Origin of the sequence: Caldisphaera sp. (assembly GCF_046536515.1) — an archaeon.
Lineage (GTDB): Archaea > Thermoproteota > Thermoprotei_A > Sulfolobales > Acidilobaceae > Caldisphaera.
In genome coordinates this window covers 20,726-39,754 of record NZ_JAWDMQ010000001.1, presented here as the reverse complement: position 1 = coordinate 39,754, position 19,029 = coordinate 20,726, and the positions used below count along the sequence as shown (strand labels likewise).

At 32.7% G+C, this 19,029-nt stretch carries 17 protein-coding genes; 11 read left to right on the top strand and 6 right to left on the bottom strand.

Annotated elements, in window-relative coordinates:
• The first annotated feature begins 112 nt into the window (after window positions 1-112).
• The 3 genes from RXO53_RS00190 to RXO53_RS00180 all read left to right on the top strand — a co-directional run bounded on the left by RXO53_RS00190 (window position 113) and on the right by RXO53_RS00180 (window position 5,051).
• Window positions 113-1,264: an acyl-CoA dehydrogenase family protein gene (locus tag RXO53_RS00190; RefSeq protein WP_410712270.1), complete on the top strand. Its 1,152-nt coding sequence runs from the start codon at window positions 113-115 to the stop codon at window positions 1,262-1,264.
• Between the two features lie 77 nt (window positions 1,265-1,341).
• The gene (locus RXO53_RS00185; protein ID WP_410712269.1) at window positions 1,342-3,297 is read left to right on the top strand and encodes a 3-hydroxyacyl-CoA dehydrogenase/enoyl-CoA hydratase family protein; all 1,956 of its coding nucleotides are present in this window, start codon (window positions 1,342-1,344) and stop codon (window positions 3,295-3,297) included.
• Between the two features lie 95 nt (window positions 3,298-3,392).
• Window positions 3,393-5,051 carry a long-chain-fatty-acid--CoA ligase gene (locus RXO53_RS00180; RefSeq protein WP_410712268.1) on the top strand — a complete coding sequence of 553 codons (1,659 nt, stop codon included), beginning with the start codon at window positions 3,393-3,395 and terminating at the stop codon, window positions 5,049-5,051.
• A gap of 10 nt (window positions 5,052-5,061) precedes the next feature.
• On the opposite strand, the gene RXO53_RS00175 is transcribed toward RXO53_RS00180, so the two are convergent.
• Entirely contained in the window at window positions 5,062-7,041 is a 1,980-nt protein-coding gene (locus RXO53_RS00175; RefSeq protein WP_410712267.1) for an AMP-binding protein, read from the bottom strand.
• A gap of 93 nt (window positions 7,042-7,134) precedes the next feature.
• On the opposite strand from RXO53_RS00175, the gene RXO53_RS00170 reads away from it, so the two are divergent.
• The 6 genes from RXO53_RS00170 to RXO53_RS00145 all read left to right on the top strand — a co-directional run bounded on the left by RXO53_RS00170 (window position 7,135) and on the right by RXO53_RS00145 (window position 14,055).
• Window positions 7,135-8,289, top strand: a complete 1,155-nt coding sequence (locus tag RXO53_RS00170) for a thiolase domain-containing protein (protein ID WP_410712266.1) — start codon at window positions 7,135-7,137, stop codon at window positions 8,287-8,289.
• 10 nt (window positions 8,290-8,299) lie between these two features.
• On the top strand, window positions 8,300-9,478 hold the full coding sequence (locus RXO53_RS00165) for a thiolase domain-containing protein (protein ID WP_410712265.1): 1,179 nt from the start codon (window positions 8,300-8,302) through the stop codon (window positions 9,476-9,478).
• A 12-nt stretch (window positions 9,479-9,490) separates the two neighbouring features.
• On the top strand, window positions 9,491-10,021 hold the full coding sequence (locus RXO53_RS00160) for a Zn-ribbon domain-containing OB-fold protein (RefSeq protein WP_410712264.1): 531 nt from the start codon (window positions 9,491-9,493) through the stop codon (window positions 10,019-10,021).
• Window positions 10,022-10,032: 11 nt separating this feature from the next.
• Complete coding sequence (locus RXO53_RS00155; protein WP_410712263.1) at window positions 10,033-10,488, top strand: Zn-ribbon domain-containing OB-fold protein; 456 nt, start codon at window positions 10,033-10,035, stop codon at window positions 10,486-10,488.
• 147 nt (window positions 10,489-10,635) lie between these two features.
• Window positions 10,636-12,534 (top strand): AMP-binding protein, encoded by a 1,899-nt coding sequence (locus tag RXO53_RS00150; RefSeq protein WP_410712262.1) that lies wholly within the window; start codon window positions 10,636-10,638, stop codon window positions 12,532-12,534.
• 18 nt (window positions 12,535-12,552) lie between these two features.
• On the top strand, window positions 12,553-14,055 hold the full coding sequence (locus RXO53_RS00145; protein ID WP_410712261.1) for a class I adenylate-forming enzyme family protein: 1,503 nt from the start codon (window positions 12,553-12,555) through the stop codon (window positions 14,053-14,055).
• Window positions 14,056-14,058: 3 nt separating this feature from the next.
• Here RXO53_RS00145 and RXO53_RS00140 read toward each other — a convergent pair whose 3' ends face one another.
• On the bottom strand, window positions 14,059-14,481 hold the full coding sequence (locus RXO53_RS00140; RefSeq protein ID WP_410712260.1) for a cupin domain-containing protein: 423 nt from the start codon (window positions 14,479-14,481) through the stop codon (window positions 14,059-14,061).
• Between the two features lie 96 nt (window positions 14,482-14,577).
• On the opposite strand from RXO53_RS00140, the gene RXO53_RS00135 reads away from it, so the two are divergent.
• Both RXO53_RS00135 and RXO53_RS00130 read left to right on the top strand, forming a co-directional pair.
• Entirely contained in the window at window positions 14,578-15,837 is a 1,260-nt protein-coding gene (locus RXO53_RS00135; RefSeq protein WP_410712259.1) for a M20 family metallo-hydrolase, read from the top strand.
• Window positions 15,838-15,839: 2 nt separating this feature from the next.
• A complete protein-coding gene (locus tag RXO53_RS00130; protein WP_410712258.1) occupies window positions 15,840-16,220 on the top strand; it encodes a putative metallopeptidase in 381 nt (126 codons plus the stop codon).
• Between the two features lie 32 nt (window positions 16,221-16,252).
• Here the strand turns inward: RXO53_RS00130 and RXO53_RS00125 are convergent, their stop codons facing one another.
• From RXO53_RS00125 to RXO53_RS00110, 4 genes are all read right to left on the bottom strand, one after another.
• Window positions 16,253-16,534: a hypothetical protein gene (locus tag RXO53_RS00125; protein ID WP_410712257.1), complete on the bottom strand. Its 282-nt coding sequence runs from the start codon at window positions 16,532-16,534 to the stop codon at window positions 16,253-16,255.
• Window positions 16,535-16,618: 84 nt separating this feature from the next.
• Window positions 16,619-16,744 (bottom strand): hypothetical protein, encoded by a 126-nt coding sequence (locus RXO53_RS00120; RefSeq protein ID WP_410712256.1) that lies wholly within the window; start codon window positions 16,742-16,744, stop codon window positions 16,619-16,621.
• Window positions 16,745-16,811: 67 nt separating this feature from the next.
• Window positions 16,812-17,510 (bottom strand): hypothetical protein, encoded by a 699-nt coding sequence (locus RXO53_RS00115; RefSeq protein ID WP_410712255.1) that lies wholly within the window; start codon window positions 17,508-17,510, stop codon window positions 16,812-16,814.
• A 227-nt stretch (window positions 17,511-17,737) separates the two neighbouring features.
• Complete coding sequence (locus tag RXO53_RS00110; RefSeq protein WP_410712254.1) at window positions 17,738-18,994, bottom strand: amidohydrolase family protein; 1,257 nt, start codon at window positions 18,992-18,994, stop codon at window positions 17,738-17,740.
• Between the last annotated feature and the right edge of the window lie 35 nt (window positions 18,995-19,029).

Here is a 19,029-nt window from a genome sequence, read left to right as displayed (position 1 = left end):
AACCCTTCTTATTTAAATATTTATAATAATGTTGAAGAAAGTAGTAAAAAACTATAAAAAGCTTAAATTAATATATTAACCCTTTAATGTTACAAATTATTGGTGTATTAAATTGAGTGCAAAATCTGATATTGATTTGTTGAGGAGTTCAGTTAGGGAATTCTCAGAAAAGGTATTGTCTCCTGTTGCTAAAAAAATTGATTTAGATAATTATATCAATAAAGATATTTTAGACCAAGTATCAAGCATGGGTTACTTTGCATTAAGAGTTCCTGATAAATATGGTGGACCTAATTTATCAACTATGGAATCAGTTGTTGTTGTTGAAGAATTAGCTAGGGTATCTGGAGCAATATCAATAATGGCAACAGTATCAGGCACTATGGTTGCATACCCATTAGTTCATTATGCAAGCGATGAAATAAAAGAGGAATACTTAACAAAACTTGGTAAAGGTAAAATAGGTGCATTTGCATTAAGTGAGCCATGCTGTGGTTCTGATGCAGCAAATATAATAACAAGAGCTGAAATTGATGGTAATGATTTCATTATAAACGGTAGGAAGACTTGGATAACTAATTCTACATATGCAGACTTCTTCTTAGTTGCTGCAAGAACTGGGAAACAAGAAGAAAGGCATAAAGGAATATCAATTTTTGTTTTAGATAAAAATAATTGCATAGAAATAAGCAAACTAGATATGATGGGAGTCCGTGGTAGTGGGACTAGCGAGCTTTTGTTTAAAGATTGCAGAGTTCCTAAAGAAAACTTGGTTGGGGAATTAAATAACGGATTCAAAATAGTTATGGATGGAGTAAATGAAGGAAGAGTGGTAACTGCTGCTATGGGACTAGGTATAATGCAGGCAGCATTCGATGAATCTCTAAGCTATGCAAAGATTAGGGAAACTATGGGCAAACCTATAATAGAACATGAAATGGTTCAAAGCATGATTGCAGAAATGAAGACAAAACTTGAGGCATCAAGGCTTTTAATTTATAATGCTGCTCAAAAAATAGATAACAATGATATAGATTACCCTATGTGGTCTTCTATAGCTAAGTATGCAACAGCTAAGTGGGGTGTAGATTTGGTTAGGTTGGCAATGCAAGTTGAGGGGGGTTTTGGTTATAGCAAAGAAAGCAACATAGAAAGATATTATAGAGACATAAAAGGTATTGAGATTGGAGATGGTACAAACGAAATACAAAAGCTTGTTATTGCAAAATCATTGATGGGAAAAATAACTGCCGTTAAAAAATAAAACAATCTATTTTGTTATTAACATGTTATAAAATAGTTTTAAATATAATATGTACAATTATGTATTAGGTGAGGAATTTGGGTAATATTAAAAAAGTTGGTATTATAGGTTCTGGAACAATGGGGCATGGGATTGCAGAGGTTTCTGCCTTAAATTCATATGATGTTGTTATGATAGATGTTTCTCAGGAAATATTAGATAATGCAATCAAAAAAATAGAATCAAGCTTATCAAAATTAATAGAAAAAGAAAAGATATATGATATAATTAAAAAAATTAAAACGTCTACTGATTATAAAGATTTGAGTGATTGCGATCTAATTATTGAAGCTGTGCCTGAAAATTATGATTTAAAAGTTAAAGTATTTAAAAATGTATTAGAATATGCAAAAAAGGATGCCATTTTAGCTACAAATACATCAACAATACCTATAAATGATTTGGCTAAAGCAATTGATAAAAAAGATAAATTTATAGGAATACATTTTATGAATCCTCCAGTTTTAATGCCGTTGATTGAATTAATACTAGGAAAAGAAACATCTAAAGAAACATTAGAAGGCATTATAGAATATGTAAATAAAATTAAAAAAGATTATGTGCTGGTCAAAAAAGATGTTCCAGGATTTTTAGTTAATAGAATTAATACAAAAACATTCCTTGAATCAATTATAATGCTAGAAGAAGGGTATAACAAAGAAGACATAGATAGAATGACTAGATTTAGATTAGGATTTCCCATGGGATTTATTGAGCTCTTGGATTATGTTGGAATAGATGTAGTTTATAATGCATTGAACGAAATGATTAAAAGAGGAGAGAAGCTTTTCATTCCAAATATATTGGAGAAAATGGTAAAAGAAGGTAAAATTGGTGCTAAGGCAGGTGAGGGATTTTATAAATATACAAATAAAATATTTAAAAAGCAGATTTTAGCACCTAGCGATTCTATGTATAAATTGAATCCAGCCAGAATAATATCTGTAGCTGTAAACGAAGCTGCATGGCTTATAGAAAACGAAGTAGCTAGCAAAAATGATATAGAAAAATCAATGACGCTAGGCATGAATTGGCCGTATGGTCCATTGTATTATGCTGACCATTATGGTTTAGATAATATTATAAATTTATTAGACAAAAGATATAAAGAAACTGGATACGAGCTATATAAAGCAAATCAGTATTTAGTTAATATGTTGAATACAGGAAAAGGAGTTAAGTCTGGAAAAGGATTTTTCGATTATACATATTCTATAGAATATATGGGACCAGTTTCTTATGAAATAGTGGAAAACCATGCAGTAATAACTATAAGAAGACCTAACAGGCTTAATGCTTTAAATGAAGATGTCTGGAAAAATATAAGGATATTTTTAGAAAAAGCAGAAAACGATAAGAGAGTTTATTCCGTTGTATTAACAGGAGAAGGAAGTTCATTCTGTTCTGGCGATGATATAGAAATGATGAAAAATTGGACTAATTCTTCTGTAGCAAAAAAATGGCTTGACGAGCTGGCATGGCCTTTAGTTAACACAATGTTAAATTACACAAAACCGATTATTGCTGCAGTTAAAGGGTACGCATTTGGTGGAGGAATGGAGTTAACTTTATTATCAGATATAGTTATTTCAACGGAAAGCGCAATATTTTCAATACCCGAATCAGTTATTGCAGCGTTTCCTCCTATAGCCTCTCCGTTAGGTATTTATTTAACAAATAAGAAGATAGTTAGATATGCGTTAACAGGAGATTGGATTAATGCGGATGAGGCTAAAAACTTAGGAGTAGTAGATATAGTTGTTCCTGACGAACAACTTGATATTGCTGTTTTTGAAATTACAAATAAAATATCTAAGATATCACCATTATCATTAAAAGCAGTTAAAAATGCAGTAAATTCATCTAAATCAATTTTCGTTAACCCGCTTAAGAACTCATTAAACGAACTGGTTATATTAGCAGATTCAAAAGATTTTGCAGAAGGCATGAGATCATTTTTAGAAAAAAGAAAGCCAATTTATAAAGGAGAATGATTTTATTTCTATATTTAAAAAATATTTTTAGTTTTCAATGTAATGTTTATATACCTTTTTGAATACAAAAATAAAGGGACAAAGGTGGTTATGATATGATTAGGGGATTTCCCTCGACAATGAATGATGATTATCAACTTAATTTGTGGAGAGTAATTGAATATGCATCAAAAGTTCATTACGACACAGAGGTAGTTTCTTACAGAAATTTGCAAGGTGGAAAAGTTCATAGAATGAATTACAGTCAAGTTTACGATCGCGTAAAGAGAATGTCTAGTGCATTAGAATCGTTAGGAACTAACCCAGGTGATAGAATAGCGGTCTTAGGTTGGAATGATCATAGATATTACGAGTCTTATTTTTCAATAACAGGTATCGGTGCAGTTATGCTTGAATTGAACCAAAGATTAGCTATTAATGACCTCGATTATATAATTAAGCACTCTAAAGCAAAGGGCATTTTAATTGATGAAAGTCTATTAGAATTAGGAAATGCATTGATGAAGAATAATAAATTTGATTTTTCTATAATAATGAGTGATGATCCTACAAAGCTTAGTATAGAAATTAAAAACAATGTATATAGTTATGAGGATTTAATTAAAAGCAATTCTCCTAAAAAGAACTATGAGGAAATCGATGAAAAATCAGCTGCAACAGCATGTTATACTTCTGGAACTACTGGTAAACCGAAAGGCGTTTATTATTCTCATAGAAGTTTGATATTACATGGTTGGGGAATTAATGGGGTATTAAATTTCAAGCCTGAAGATACATTTGCAGCAATAGTCCCTATGTTTCATGCAAACGGATGGGGAGCTCATATAGCTGCAACAATGATGGGTTCTAAAATAGTCTTGCCTGGAAGATATACACCAGATAGCCTAGCAAACATTTTAATTAACGAAGGGGTTACAGCGGCAGCTGGTGCTCCTGCAATATTAATTCCATTATTAGAAGTGCTTAGAAAAATGGAACCTAGACCAAAATTGAATAATATAAGGTTTGTATCAGGTGCCACAGAACCTCCATTGGCACTTATGATGCAACTGAAGGAATTTGGAATTAATATAACTCATGCATATGGTGCAACTGAAACAACTCCTTTAGTTACTGCAAATCTTCCAAAGATAAAAATTAAACAACTAAGCGAAGATGTGCAAATCGAATATGCAAGAAAGCAGGGCTTACCAATATTTGGTGTTGAAGTAAAAATAATAGATCCCGCTGGTAATGAATTACCTTGGGATGGAAAAAGTATTGGAGAATTAATTATTAGAGGTCCATGGGTTGCAAAACAGTATTATAATGATGAGAGATCAAGAGAGTCTTTTATTAATAATTGGTGGAAGTCAGGTGACGCCGCAACTATAGATGAAAATGGTTATGTTAAAATTGTCGATAGGATTAAAGATCTAATAAAAAGCGGAGGGGAATGGATCTCTAGTATAGATTTGGAGAACTACTTAATGGCACATCCTGCTGTTTTAGAGGCATCAGTAGTTGGAGTACCTCATCCCAAATGGGAAGAAAGACCTATAGCTCTTGTAGTATTGAGGGAACAGTATAGAAATAAAGACTATAATGAGTTAGAAAAAGAATTAAAAGAGCATTTATCAAAAAGGTTTGCAAAATGGCAAATTCCAGATAAGATATTCTTTGTAAATGAAATACCAAAATCAAGCACTGGAAAATTTGATAAAAAAACAATAAGAAGTCAATATAAAAATATATATAATGTTCAAAACCCGTAGCTTTATTAGCCTACGATTTCATTATTTCTTTTAATTCATTAACAGCTCTTTTTACTTCCTCAATGGAATCTGGATTTTCAATTACAGGAGATACGCTAGCCTTTCCTTCTTTTGCTACATCTCTTATTATTCTTCTCATAATTTTTCCACTTCTTGTTCTAGGTAGATCCTTAACCTTGACTATTTTTTCAGGTTCAAAGGGCTTTCCAAGCTTTTCCGATACTAAACTCTTTATTTCATTAATTTCCTTATCTGTAATATCTTTATTAGGCCTAGGTATTGTAAAGCAAACTATAACTTCACCTTTTACAGGATCTGGGTAACCAATGCATGCGCTTTCTGCTACGCTTTGGTGCGAATTTATTATGGTTTCAACTTCTGCTGGACCAATTCTCTTGCCTGCTACTTTTATTACATCATCAGCTCTCCCCAAAATAAACCAAAGACCATCCTCATCTATTAACGCATAATCTCCATGGAACCAAACCCCTTTAAATGTACTCCAATAAGTCTCTAGGTATCTTTTCGGATCTTTCCAAAGTCCTCTAGTCATACTTGGAGATGGTTTTGTTGCAACAAGATAACCTGGCTTATTCCTTACAGGATTTCCATAGTCATCAAAAACGTCAACACTCATACCCAAACCTGGTCCCCAAAGGGTTGAAGGTTTAAGATTAACAACAGGAGATGGTAAGAGAAAACACCCTAATATTTCTGTTCCTCCGCTTAAATTAATTAAAGGCCTCTTTTCTTTACCAACTTCTTTCATTACCCAGAACCAGGTGTCTTCATCTATTGGTTCCCCAGTATTTCCGAAGGCTCTTAAGCTAGATAAATTGTGGCTTTCTAAAGCTTCATTTCCAAAAGATTTTAGCAATCTTGCTGCCGTTGCAGCAAATCCAAGATGCGTTATTTTAAGTTTTTCTATAAGGTCCCATACTTTATCTTTACTCGGATAATCCAGTGCTCCTTCAAGTGAAAAATGAGTTGCTCCTAAAATTTGAGTTCCTATAACTTGCCACGGACCCATCATCCATCCAATATCAGTAATCCACCATAATATATCATTATAATCTCTGATTGATCCAGGTTTAATATCTAAGTTGAAATAATGCTCCTTTGATGGCTGCAAAATAGACCCTATTTGGCTAATTACAGCTCCTTTTGGATTACCTGTTGTTCCGCTCGTGAACATAAGCAATGCTGGATCTTCAGCTTCTGTTTCTACCGCTTCAAAATTTGGCCTTTTTCCATTTATTGCAGAGTCAAACCAAATATCTCTTTTTTCATCCCATGGAAGCTCCATTTTATTGAATCTTTTTGCAACAACAACTTTTAAATCTACGCCAGATTTCTTAACAGCTTCATCAGCGCTTTTTTTAAGCTCTATTATTTTTCCTTTTCTATAATATCCATCCGATGTAACCAACACCTTTGAGTTCGCAGCCCTTATCCTTTCTGCTACAGCGTCAGGGGCAAACCCGCTAAATATTGGGTTAGCTATAGCGCCTATTCTAAAAGAAGCATACATAGCTATAACAGTTTCTGGCATTAATGGCGCATAAATTGATACAACATCACCTTTTTTCACACCTATTTCACTTAAATAATTTGATAATCTATTTACTTTATCAAGCATTTCTATATAGCTTAAATTAACTACTTTCCCATCTTCTCCATACCATATCATTGCTGTTTTATTACCTAGCCCATTTTTTATTATTCTATCAAGAGCATTATAAGAAATGTTAATTTTCCCCCCTATGTACCATTTAGTCCATTCGATCCCTTGAGAAGTATCATAAACTTCTTTAAATTTTCTAAACCATTCTAATCCTAGCCATTCTGGCAAATTACCCCAAAACCATTTTAAATCGTCTTGGCTTTTTTTAACTAAACTACCATAATCTTCAAAATTATATTTTTGCATGAATTCAAATACATTTGATGAATCCTTTAATTCTTTTGGAGGTGTCCAAATATATACCATTCTCCCACCACTTACTCCGTGTACACTGTTATATATACTAATATACTCAGAGTATTTATACAAGTTTTTTTCAAAATACATATGGGTGTGCTAATGTCACGTGTTGGTATAGTCGCAGCGGGATGGTATGGTTTTAAGCCAACAACAATTGATATATCCTTTCAAGATATGATGTTCGAATCATCAGCAAGAGCATATTCTAGCGCCAAAATTGATCCAAGATATGATGTAGATGCCTTTGTTGATTGTCAAGAAGACATGTGGGAGGGAATAGCAATTGCTGATGAATTCGCCCCAGAACCAATTGGAGGAGCATTAAGACCAACTTTTACTGTTGCTGGAGATGGATTAGAAGGAATAGCTCATGCATATATGCTCATCAAAACTGGTCACTTTAATGTAGTATCTGTAGAATCCCATGGAAAACCAAGCGAAATTAAGACTTTACAGGATATTTATAGGTTTGCATTAGATCCTTTGCATGTAAGGCCTTTGGATTACGTTAATCCATTATTTTATGCAGGCTTAGACGCTGTTGCATATATGAAAAGAACAGGCGCGAAAAGAGAACATTTAGCTATGGTTGCAGTTAAAAATAAAAATAATGGATTGAGCAATGAAAGAGCTTCCTTTTCAACAAAGTTAGATTTGGATTATGTATTATCATCTAACTATAGTATATATCCTATGACAAATTATGAGATAGCTCCATTTAGTGATGCTAGTATAACATTTGTTTTAGCTAACGAGGAATATGCAAAGAAATTAACAGATAATCCAGTTTGGATAGAGGGAATAGGATATTCAACAGAAACTGGTACAGGGGCAACAGAATGGCATGAATGGGGAAAAATGAAGTCATTTAGAAATGCAGCAATTATGGCGTATAAATTGGCTAATCTTAACGGAAACCCACAAGTAGATTTTGCAGAAGTAGAAGATAGATTTAGTTTTATGGAATTATTAGCTTTAGAAGAGACAATGCTCGTTAAAGAAAGTGAAGCCCATAAAATGCTAGAAAAAGGTGACTTTAATCGTGATGGCTATCTACCAATTAATCCCAGCGGAGGTAGCTTGTCTATGGGAATTCAACTAGAGGCAACTGGGTTATCCAGGCTATTAGAAGCTTATCTTCAATTAACTGGTAAAGCAGGCAATCATCAGTTGAAAAATGTTAGGAGAGGTCTAGTAGCATCATGGAGGGGGGTTCCAACTTACACAAGTATGGTAGCTCTTCTTTCGGTGTGAGGTGAGAAAGATGAGATCTAATATATTTATGAAGGATAGAGTAGCAATAGTAGGTGCTGGTCTAACTACATTTATGAGGAGAGCTTTAGAAACACCTAGAGAACTAGCATGGGAAGCTGCAAAAATGGCTTTAGACTCTGCAGGTTTAACTCTCAAAGACATAGATTGTGTTGTTATTGGATCAGCTCCTGATACATTTGATGGAATGCACTTTAAAGGAGAATACTTAGCGGATGGATCTGGAGCAATCAATAAACCCATGACTAGAGTATATGTTGGAGGAGGCACTGGAGTTTTTGTCCCAGAGTCAGGATATTGGCATATAGCTAGCGGTGTCTGCAAGAAAGTTTTGGTTATTGCTGAAGAAAAAATGAGTCCAGCCCATCCGCATCCACAATACGTTTTCAAGTATATATGGGATCCAATTATTGAAAGACCGCTGGGACCTAATTTAATCTGGATATTCGCAATGGAAATGAGGAGATATATGGCTAAGTGTGGCGCTAAAAAAGAAGATATTGCCCTTGTTAGCGTTAAAAACAAAAGAAATGCATTGGATCATCCTGCCGCATTGACGGCTGCAAATATAACTGTAGATGATGTTTTAAAGAGTGAAACCTTAGTATGGCCAGTTAATCTATTAGATGTTTCACCTGTTACAGATGGAGCAGCTGCTTTAGTAATGACGTCAGAAAATGTTGCCAGAGAAATAACAGATACCCCAGTTTGGGTAGATGGTATAGGATTTACGCTTGAAAATCAGCATTGGTATAATAGAGAACTTGCATTTCCAAGATACCTAAACCATGCAGCAAGAATGGCATATAAGATGGCTGGAATTGAAAGGCCATGGAAAGAAATAGACGTTGCTGAACCATACGATCCATTCGATTATAAGGAGTTACATCATATAGAAGGTTTAATGCTTGCTAGACCGTGCGAAGCATGGAAACTAGTCAAGGAAGGATATTTTAATAGAGACGGAGAACTACCAACAAGTCCAAGTGGAGGATTATTAGGTGTCGGAAATCCAATAGCTGCCGCTGGAACAATGAAAGTTGCAGAGCTTTTCTGGCAACTTAGATACGAAGCTGGAAAAAGACAAGTTAAGAAGCCGGTTCATAAAGCTGTTGCGAATGCCTGGGGAGATCTCATGCAAGCTGGTACAGTTATAGTTTTAAGTAATTAGGGGGTGTATGATATGAGCTCTAAGATAAATAAGTTACCTGGAATAAAACTTAAAGAAAATGAGATGTATTCCCTTATAGGTCTAGTTGAAGATATGCCTCAAGCAAAATATGATTTTGCAGCTGGAACAACAATATCGAAGTTCTTACAGGGATTAAAAGAAGGAAAAATATTAGGAAGGAAATGTCCAAAGTGCGGTAGAATATTTGTACCTCCAAGGTCTTATTGCGAGTGGTGCCATGTTGCAACAAACGAATGGGTCGAAGTGCCCCAAACAGGAGAAATTCACACAGCTGTAATTACTTATATATCTACAAAAAGAGAAAAAATAGAAAAGCCTGAAGTTGTAGGAACTATAAAACTTGATGTTCCTGGTTACAGAGATGGAGAATATGAATTTGCAGGACTTTTCCATAAAATATGCGTTGATCCTCAAGATGTAATAAGCGGAAAAGCCATAGGCATGAAAGTTAAAGTGAAGTGGAAACCTAAAGAGGAAAGAACGGGAAGCATATTAGATATAGAATGTTTTGAGCCATTATGAGGTGATATGATATGAGTTATGATAAAAGAAATAGGATGGAGGATTTAGTTATATTTCCAGGAGAACAAGAAGTTGAAAAATATGTATATACACCAGGTATTCATGGACTAGAATTCGCTAAAGGATTAAAGGAAGGAAAAATACTTGGTATGAAATGCCATGATAAAATATATGTCCCTCCAAAAACGTTTTGCCCTGATTTCACTCAAGGAGAACTAGTAGAAATAAATGATGAATGGATCTTAGTTTCATATACAATAGTATACCAAGATATGTACAAAAATAATTTATCTAGTCCCAGAATAGTAGGTGTAGTTAAACCTAAAAACGCAGAAACAGGATTAATACACCTATTAAACGTGCCGTTAGATAAGCTAGAAATTGGTATAAAGCTAAAGCCTGTATTTAGGCCAACTAATGAAAGAAAAGGAACTATAAACGATATAAAATATTTTGAATTAAGTTAATTTATTTAATTTTTATTATGCTATATTTATTTTTTAATTATTATTAATTTCTAAATCTACTATATAAGCAATTTGTATAGTAGGAACTATGTGGGAAAATTTAAATATTCAAGATCAAATACTATAATGTGTACAAGGTGAAAATAGGTGGAAGGGGAGTTATTTTCTTATAAAAAAATAAGGAAAATGAACCAAGAGGGGTTAGAAAATCCGGAGAAATTTTGGCGCGACAGAATGAATTTAATGACTTGGTTTAAAGAGCCAGTAAAAATTTTGGAAGGAACACCACCTTTTGAAAAGTGGTTTGTTGGGGGAATTTCAAACTTAGCATATAATGCTGTTGATAGGCATTTGCCTAATGAAGCAAACAAAGTAATATTTTATTGGATGGACGAGAAGGGAAATACAAAATCCATTACATATCAAGATTTATATTATGAGGTAAACAGGGCAGCTTATGTTTTAAAAGAAATGGGAGTAAAACATGGAGATACTGTATCAATGCTCATGGCTAGTTCTCCAGAGGCAGTTATATTTGGACTTGCTGTTCATAGGTTAGGAGCTATAGCTGTAATACATTATGTCGGTTTAACTGATGAAATAATTGCAACCAGATTTGTTGATACAGGATCAAAATATGCTGTTGTATTTGGTAATACTATAAACGCAGGTTCAGAAATTAATATCAAGAACTACTTTGATAATGTTGCTAATAAATTTAACTTGCCTATAGAAAAAGTTTTAGTTGTTAGCAGAGGTTTTACAAACTTTTCATTAAAACAAAATAGAGATATTGTTTACGAGGATATAGCTCCTAAAGGTAAAGTTTACGTTCCTCCAGAACCAGTAGAAGCTAATGAAGTAGGAACAATTTACTATACTAGCGGTACGACCGGAAAGCCTAAAGGAATTACACAAACACAAATAGGATACCCATTATCATTAAATTGGACCTTTAGAGGATTATATGATTTGAGACCTAATGATGTTTGGTGGACTGTTTCGGCATTAGGTTGGCCGGTATGGCCTATGGCAAACCTTTACACAGCTCCAGTTTCCGGAATCACTTCAGTTTTATTTGAAGGCTATATTGGAGCTAAACCGGATTTGTGGTCTAGAATTGTAGAGAGGTTTAATGTATCCTTAGTATGGCAATCAACTACCTCACTTTATGCATTAAAGAGCTTAGGAGAAGAATCAGTTAAAGCCGGAGATACATCATCACTTAGAATAGTTCTCAATACCGGGGAAACTTTAAATGTAGGATTCTTTAATTGGTTTAGAGAACAATTGCCTGATGTATATATAGGTGATGCTTATTGGTTTACAGAGCATTTATCACCTGCAGCAGCAACTCCTTACGGAATAGGAGAAATACCGTTTAAGCCAGGTTCTGCAGGTATTGAATTTCCATTAAGTAAAGTAGTAATAGTTGATGATGATGGAACTCCATTACCTCCAGGTAAAAAAGGTTATATAGTATTGAAACCTTATTCTCCAGCATTAGGAAAAATGTGGAATGATCCAAATTTGGAAAGATATAGTAAAGTCTATACATCAAGATTCCCAGGTTACGTATTCTTTGGAGACTATGGGTACATGGATTCAGATGGGTATTTGTTTGTATTAGGTAGAGCTGATGACGTTCTGAAACCAGGTGGTGAAAGAGTAGGTACTATGGAAGTTGAAAGCTTAATAGGAAACCATCAAGCAGTTGCTGAAGTTGCAGCAACAAGCATGCCATCGTTTGAAGGAAAAGGAGAAAAATTATTGCTATTTGTTGTCCCCAGAAAAGGTTATACACCAGATGAAAAGTTATCTAATCAATTAAAAGAATATGCAAAGAACTCTGGCTTTATAATAGATTACATTGTTTTTGTTAACAAGTTACCAAAGACAAAGAGTGGTAAAATTATGAGAAGATTATTAAGAGCAACTGTTAGAAACGAGCCTTTAGGAGATTTATCAACGCTTGACGATCCAGTAGCTTTTGAAGATTTAAGAAAAAGATACGAAGAATTTAAAAAAGCGATGAGTGGTAGCTGAAATGGTGATTTATAATTTATGAATCAATTTTTTATTAATAAACCAATATTTCAATTTTTCGATGAATTATCAGAGGAAGAACATGATAAATGTAGCATAATACAGCTTGAAAATTATCATTGCATTACAAACCATAATTTAAAATACTTATCTGATAAGATATCTAGTTTTTTATTAGAAAAAGGGTTTAGAGAATCTCAAATATTATTTGCAGCCCATAACACGATTGATGCAGTTATCGGATTATTAGGTATAATGAAAAGCGGAAATATGGCTGTATTGGTAGATCCTTTAACAATTTCTGAAGATTTAAAATTAGAAATTGAAGGAAAAAATATAAAATATGCTTTAATATCTTGGCAATTTTTTGAAAGGGAGGGAAAAACTCTTAAGGATTCAGGTATAAATGAAGTGTTAGTATTAGATGGTCAGGTTAAAGAAGATAACGAATTACCCAAAGTTTTTTATTTAAAGGACATTATTAAGAGCAATGTTAATAATAATGAGAATAAAATAATAAATTTAGATAACGTTTCAGTAATAATGTATTATGCAGGCATAGCAGGAAGGACTATGCAAACTTACCATACTTATAAGGGTTTATCATATGCTGTTCAAGCATTATCTAAAACGATTTCGTTTGATTTTAAACCCAATTCACTTGTTATAGCCCCAATAACCCATGTATTAGGGTTACAAATAAGCCTTTTAACTCCATTATTTAATGGCGGAACGGCAATTATGGTTCAAAGATGGGATCCAGAATTAGTAAAAAATTCAATAAAAAATTTAAATATAAACTTTATGTCTGCTGCCCCTATGTCTTTTGATTCTCTCATAGAAACTATAGAAAAATCTAATGAAGATTTTAGAAATACTATTAAGCTAGGCCTTTCTGGTGGAGCTCCATTAAAGCCAGAAACGCAGGAAAAGTTTGTAAAGGTATTTGGTTCACCTTTAGTCCAATTCTATGGTATGACGGAATCTTGGACAGTAACGTATCAGCCGAAGGAATTATATGAAGTTAAAGGTACTTTAGGATTACCAATATATGGTGTTGAAATAAAAATAGTTGATCCGAATAACCCAGAAAAAGAAGTGAAGCAAGGAGAAACTGGAGAGCTTTTAATTAAAGCTCCTTGGATAATGAAGGGATATGAAGATCCCGAAGAAACTAATAAAGCGTTTTATAAAGGTTTTCTAAAAACAGGCGATTTAGTTTCATCAGATGATAAGGGACTATTATACTTTAAGGGAGTTAAAAAAAGGATGTTAAAGTATAAAGCATATCCTATATTTCCAAAAGATATAGAGAGCTTGCTATTAAAACATGAAGCTGTAAAAGAAGTTTATGTATTTGGAGAAAAAGATCCTGAAGTTGGTGATTTACCGGTAGCCAAAGTAGTACTAAAGGAAAATTATAAAGGAAAAATAAAAGAAGAGGATTTAATAAATTTTGTAAATTCTAAAGTTGCATTCTATAAAAAAATTAGAAAAATTTATTTTGTAGATAGCATTTAACCCTTATACTGAGAAAGAGAGTTTATTCTTATATTTTATTTCTAATGCCATATAATCGTTGCTAGGATTTATCGGTCTATGAGCTATACCTCTTGGTATAATTAACATTTCTCCTTCATTTAATTCAAAATTTCCTGTCTCAGTTTCCCACAAAGCTTTGCCCTTTAAACAAATTATTAGTTCGTCGTAATCCATATTCCTATGATAAAAAGGTAAAGAAAATCTTCTTCTAGAAAACTCTATAGATAAATTATCTGAAGAAACCAATCTGAGTGGGGGGATTGCTAGAGGATCTTTCATATCTGGTGTCTCTATACCAGCAAAACTTAATTTTTTAGTCATTCTTGTTAATTTTTTTAATGTAACCTTATCTTTTTCATATTCGATATCAACTTCATCAGAAGTAATTTTCTCTTTTTCAACCATTTTTATCACATCTAATTATATTGTACTTTAACTTAATATCTTTTCATAGAATAAATTTTTATATTAATTATAGGTTTTAAAATAATAGGGATACAAATGGAGAGCTTAGTTTTAGAAGAAGTTGAAAAAATAAAGGATGATGCGATTAAATCTTTTATAGATCTTCTAAAAATACCTGCTATAAGTCCCGATTTTGGCGGAGAAGGGGAAATTGATAAAGCTAACAAACTCATAGAAATTTTAAACAACGAATTTAATTTCGATAAAATAGAAAAGTTTTATTCTACTGATAATAGGGCTAAAGATAAAGTTAGACCAAACATAATAGCAACTTATAAAGGCGAAGATAGCAAGGCTCTTTGGATAATTACCCATATCGATGTAGTACCACCTGGAAATATGCTGGATTGGACTATAACAAAGCCTTTTGAACCAAAGATCATAGGCAACAAAATATATGCTAGGGGCTCTGAAGATAATGGACAATCACTTATATCATCTTTATATGCAGTAAAGGCTCTAATGAATAAAAAAGTTAGTCCAAGATTAACAATAAAGCTAGCTTTTGTAAGCGATGAAGAGGCCGGATCTAAATATGGAATGAAATACTTGTTAGAAAACCATAACTATCTTTTTAATAAAGACGATTACTATTTGGTGCCAGATGCAGGTAATAAAGATGGAACTTTTATTGAAATAGCTGAAAAATCTATATTACAATTTAGACTAATAATAAAAGGCAAACAGGTACACGCTTCGACACCACATTTAGGTTTAAATGCACATAGGATTTCACTTGAATTAGCCAAACAAATAGATGATAGACTTCACAAAAAGTTTAATAAAACAAATAATTTGTTTGATCCTCCTGAGTCTACTTTTGAACCTACAATGGTAAAAGGAAGCTCTTCTTCACCAAACATTATACCAGGATTTCATGAAGTTACTTTTGATTGTAGAGTTATTCCAGATTATAAGTTGGATAGTGTATTAAGTGAAATTAACGAAACCATTGAACAGTTAAAAGAAAAAAGCAAAAAAATTATAGAAGACAAAGTATTTCCTATAATAGATCTTGAAATAATAGATAAAAACGATTCTCCTAAGCCAACAAGTACCGATAATAAATTAGTCTTAGAAATTAAAAAAACTATTAAAGAATTAAGAAATAAAGATGCTATTGTTGGAGGCATTGGAGGTATAACTTTTGCATCATTTTTGAGAGCGTATAATTATGAAGCTGTTGTTTGGTCAACCCATGATGATGTCGCACACCAGCCTAATGAATATTCTATTATAGATAATTTAATTAATGACTCAAAAGTTTTTGCTTATATAATGCTAAGGTTAAGATAGAAATGATAACATACAAAAATGATAAATTTTTAGAAAATTTAATGGAATGCATTGTAAATGACTTAAAATTAGATTATATTAAACTTGAATATGTTTATATTATTAGGAGCTATAATGCAAAAACAAGGGCTTTTGCAAGGATTTATTCCATACCATCAGCCATTAGATTCGCATTAAAATCACAGCCTATCTATGTGATTGAAGTAGTAAGTGAAAGATTTGATATTTTATCAAAGGAAGAAAAAGTAAAGGTAATAATTCATGAACTGTTGCATATTCCCTCAAGCTTTACTGGAGGCTTAAGACCTCATGGGAAAAAAGTGAATGAAAAGATTGTAAATAATTTATTTAGAAAAATTAATATAAATAAATGCTCGTATTAATTGAATAATTAAATTTTTATCTTTTTTCATGATCAAACATTAGCGGAATTTTTTGATTTGACAACACTTATTATGCCAATAATTAATATAAGAAACGTTACTATTAATAAAGAAGAAAAAACAAATGAAATTGAAAAATTTGATAATCCATTCATTCCAAAACCATAAAAATAATTTAAACTAAATCCGCTACCAACATTTTCTAAAGATGAAAAGGGCATACCCATAAGTGAATCTATAAGCATACCTATAAAAAATAAACCCGTAATAATGCTAAACAAAGTAAAACTAATCTCTTCTTTTGTAATATACATGATTGGATTTAATGCTCTGACCTCCTCCCCGCCCTGAAGGGCGAGTTTCCTGAGGTCTCAAGGGTTACACCCCTTTTACGGGTGCTACTCTATTATCCTCCAAGCCGATATTGCGGGAGAAATCGGCTCCCGCTCCTCATGCCTTAAGAGTTGATCGGCTTGGAACCCTATTTTATTACACTTGTTAGTTGGGGTAGAGGCGTACCTCATGTTTCAGTGACGCATACCCCTTTAGCAACTGTCTCAATTTTTAATAAGTTTCTAAACTTAAAAAACTTTACCTCGCCCCTAGAAGGGGAAGGTTTGTCGTTTGCTTTATCAATACTATAGTATATATAATAAGCAAATAATAATGAATAGCTGCAAAATTTCTTAATGTTGAATCAGCAACAATTAGATAAAGTGATAATATAACGCTAATTACAGATAAGCCTGTCATAGCAAATTTGTTTGCTTTTAATCCTTTAGTATAATATAATGAACTCCCTATTATAATAGCTAATAATATCATTATAATTATGACATATGAAAAATAATTATTATGTTTTTGACTTGTTGAAGTAACTCCGGTTTGAGTTGTAGGAGAGGTATATGATGTTGTTTGAGGAGGTGAAGTCGTTGTTGAAGTCGTTGTTGTAGTAACTGCTGGAGAACTTACATAAACTATAATTGTTGTTGGAGAAGTAGTTGGAACGTCTCCAGTTGCACTTACATTAAATATATATTCTCCTGGCTTAGTATTGTTTGAAACCGATATGGTTAATGTACCAGAAAAAGTTGGATCGCCACTACTTGGATTAAATATTATTGATATTCCAGTTATAGAAGGAGAAACAACAATGCTTGTGCCCCATGTACTTCCGCTACTTAAAATTAGCTGGAACTCTTCGCTTATTTTTTGACCTGGGGTGAGGTTAAATGTAGTTTGATTGATTATAAATTTGGAAGTTCCCGATTTAGAGTAAGCAAAAGGCATAGAAAATAATAATAGAATACATAATCCTAATATACAGAATAATTTATATTTTTCCATTTTTAGGCACACCTAAATTATACTAATTATCTAAAATTATTTTTTAAATGTATTTATTTTGCTAATATTTTGTTAGTATAGTATATACGAAAACATTATAAAATATATAAGGAACTCCTATTAATTTAAAAATGTTTAAAAATATAATAAAAATTTAAAATTTTTCAAGATTACATAAGTTTATTTTTATATATTTCACCTTCTTTCATAACAAGTTGTATGTTATTTTTATTTAGTAATACGTTTATATCATCCAGAGGGTTTCCATTAATAACAATTAGGTCTGCAATCTTTCCTTCTTCTATTGTCCCTATTAATTTTTCTAACCCAGTTGCTTCCGAAGCAATCTTAGTTGAAGAAATTAATGCTTCTTCATTTTTCATACCAATTTTTTCTACAAAAAGTTTTAATTCCATAGCATTATCTCCATGTTTTCCTACCCCACCAGAAAAGTCCGTTCCAGTAGCTAGCTTAATTCCCATTTTATATGCTAGTCTAGCATTTTCAACATGTATCTCATATAATTCTTTTATTTTTTTCATACCCCATTCAGGTACACCCAGTTCGCTTCCTTTCTCTAATAAAGCATAATCAATTGCAAATGTTGGAATTACTACACTGCCTGCTTTTAAAACTTCATTTGCCGCTTCTTCATCCATCATATCACCGTGAGCTATTACTTTTATTCCTGCCTTCGCTGAATTTATTATTCCTATCTTTCCTTCTGCATGAGCATGTACCCATTTCCCTACAGCATTAGCTTCATCCACAATAGCCTTAAGTTCTTCCAAAGTAAATTGTCTATATTCTGGTCTATCTCTTTGTGATAATACTCCTCCAGAAGCCATTACTTTTATGAAGTCTGCCCCTTCTCTAAATGCATATCTAGCTGCTTTTCTACATTCGTCTGATCCATCACAAATTAAAGAAGTAAAAGGAGTTAATTTTTTCGTTGTTCTATAATCAACGTATTCTATTGGCATATAATGCGTGTCTCCATGTCCAAAAGTCTGAGATAAAACCGGACCTGCTGCAATAATTCTAGGTCCCATTATTGTTTTTTCATTAATTGCATCTTTCAGCTGGAGGGCTATTATGCTTCCTGCATCTACAACAGTTGTAAAGCCTGCATCAATAATTGACTCTAAATCTTTAATAGCTCTTGCAAAAAATACACCTATTGGTGTTATTAAGTCTTCTTCTACTTTTCCGCTTCTGCTTCCTGTTAAATGGAGATGAGCATCTATTAAGCCAGGCATAATAAATTTACCCTTTAAATCAATTACATTATAATCATCAGGAATCGATATTTCATTTGATTTTCCAACTTTTTCAATTTTTCCATTATTAACTAAAATATTTCCTTTAAAAACAGGTTTTCTTGTTGAGTCAAAAACAAGGCCATTAACCAATGCTACCTTGCCCATTTATTTCCCCTCTAGAAAATAGTCTATAGTTATGT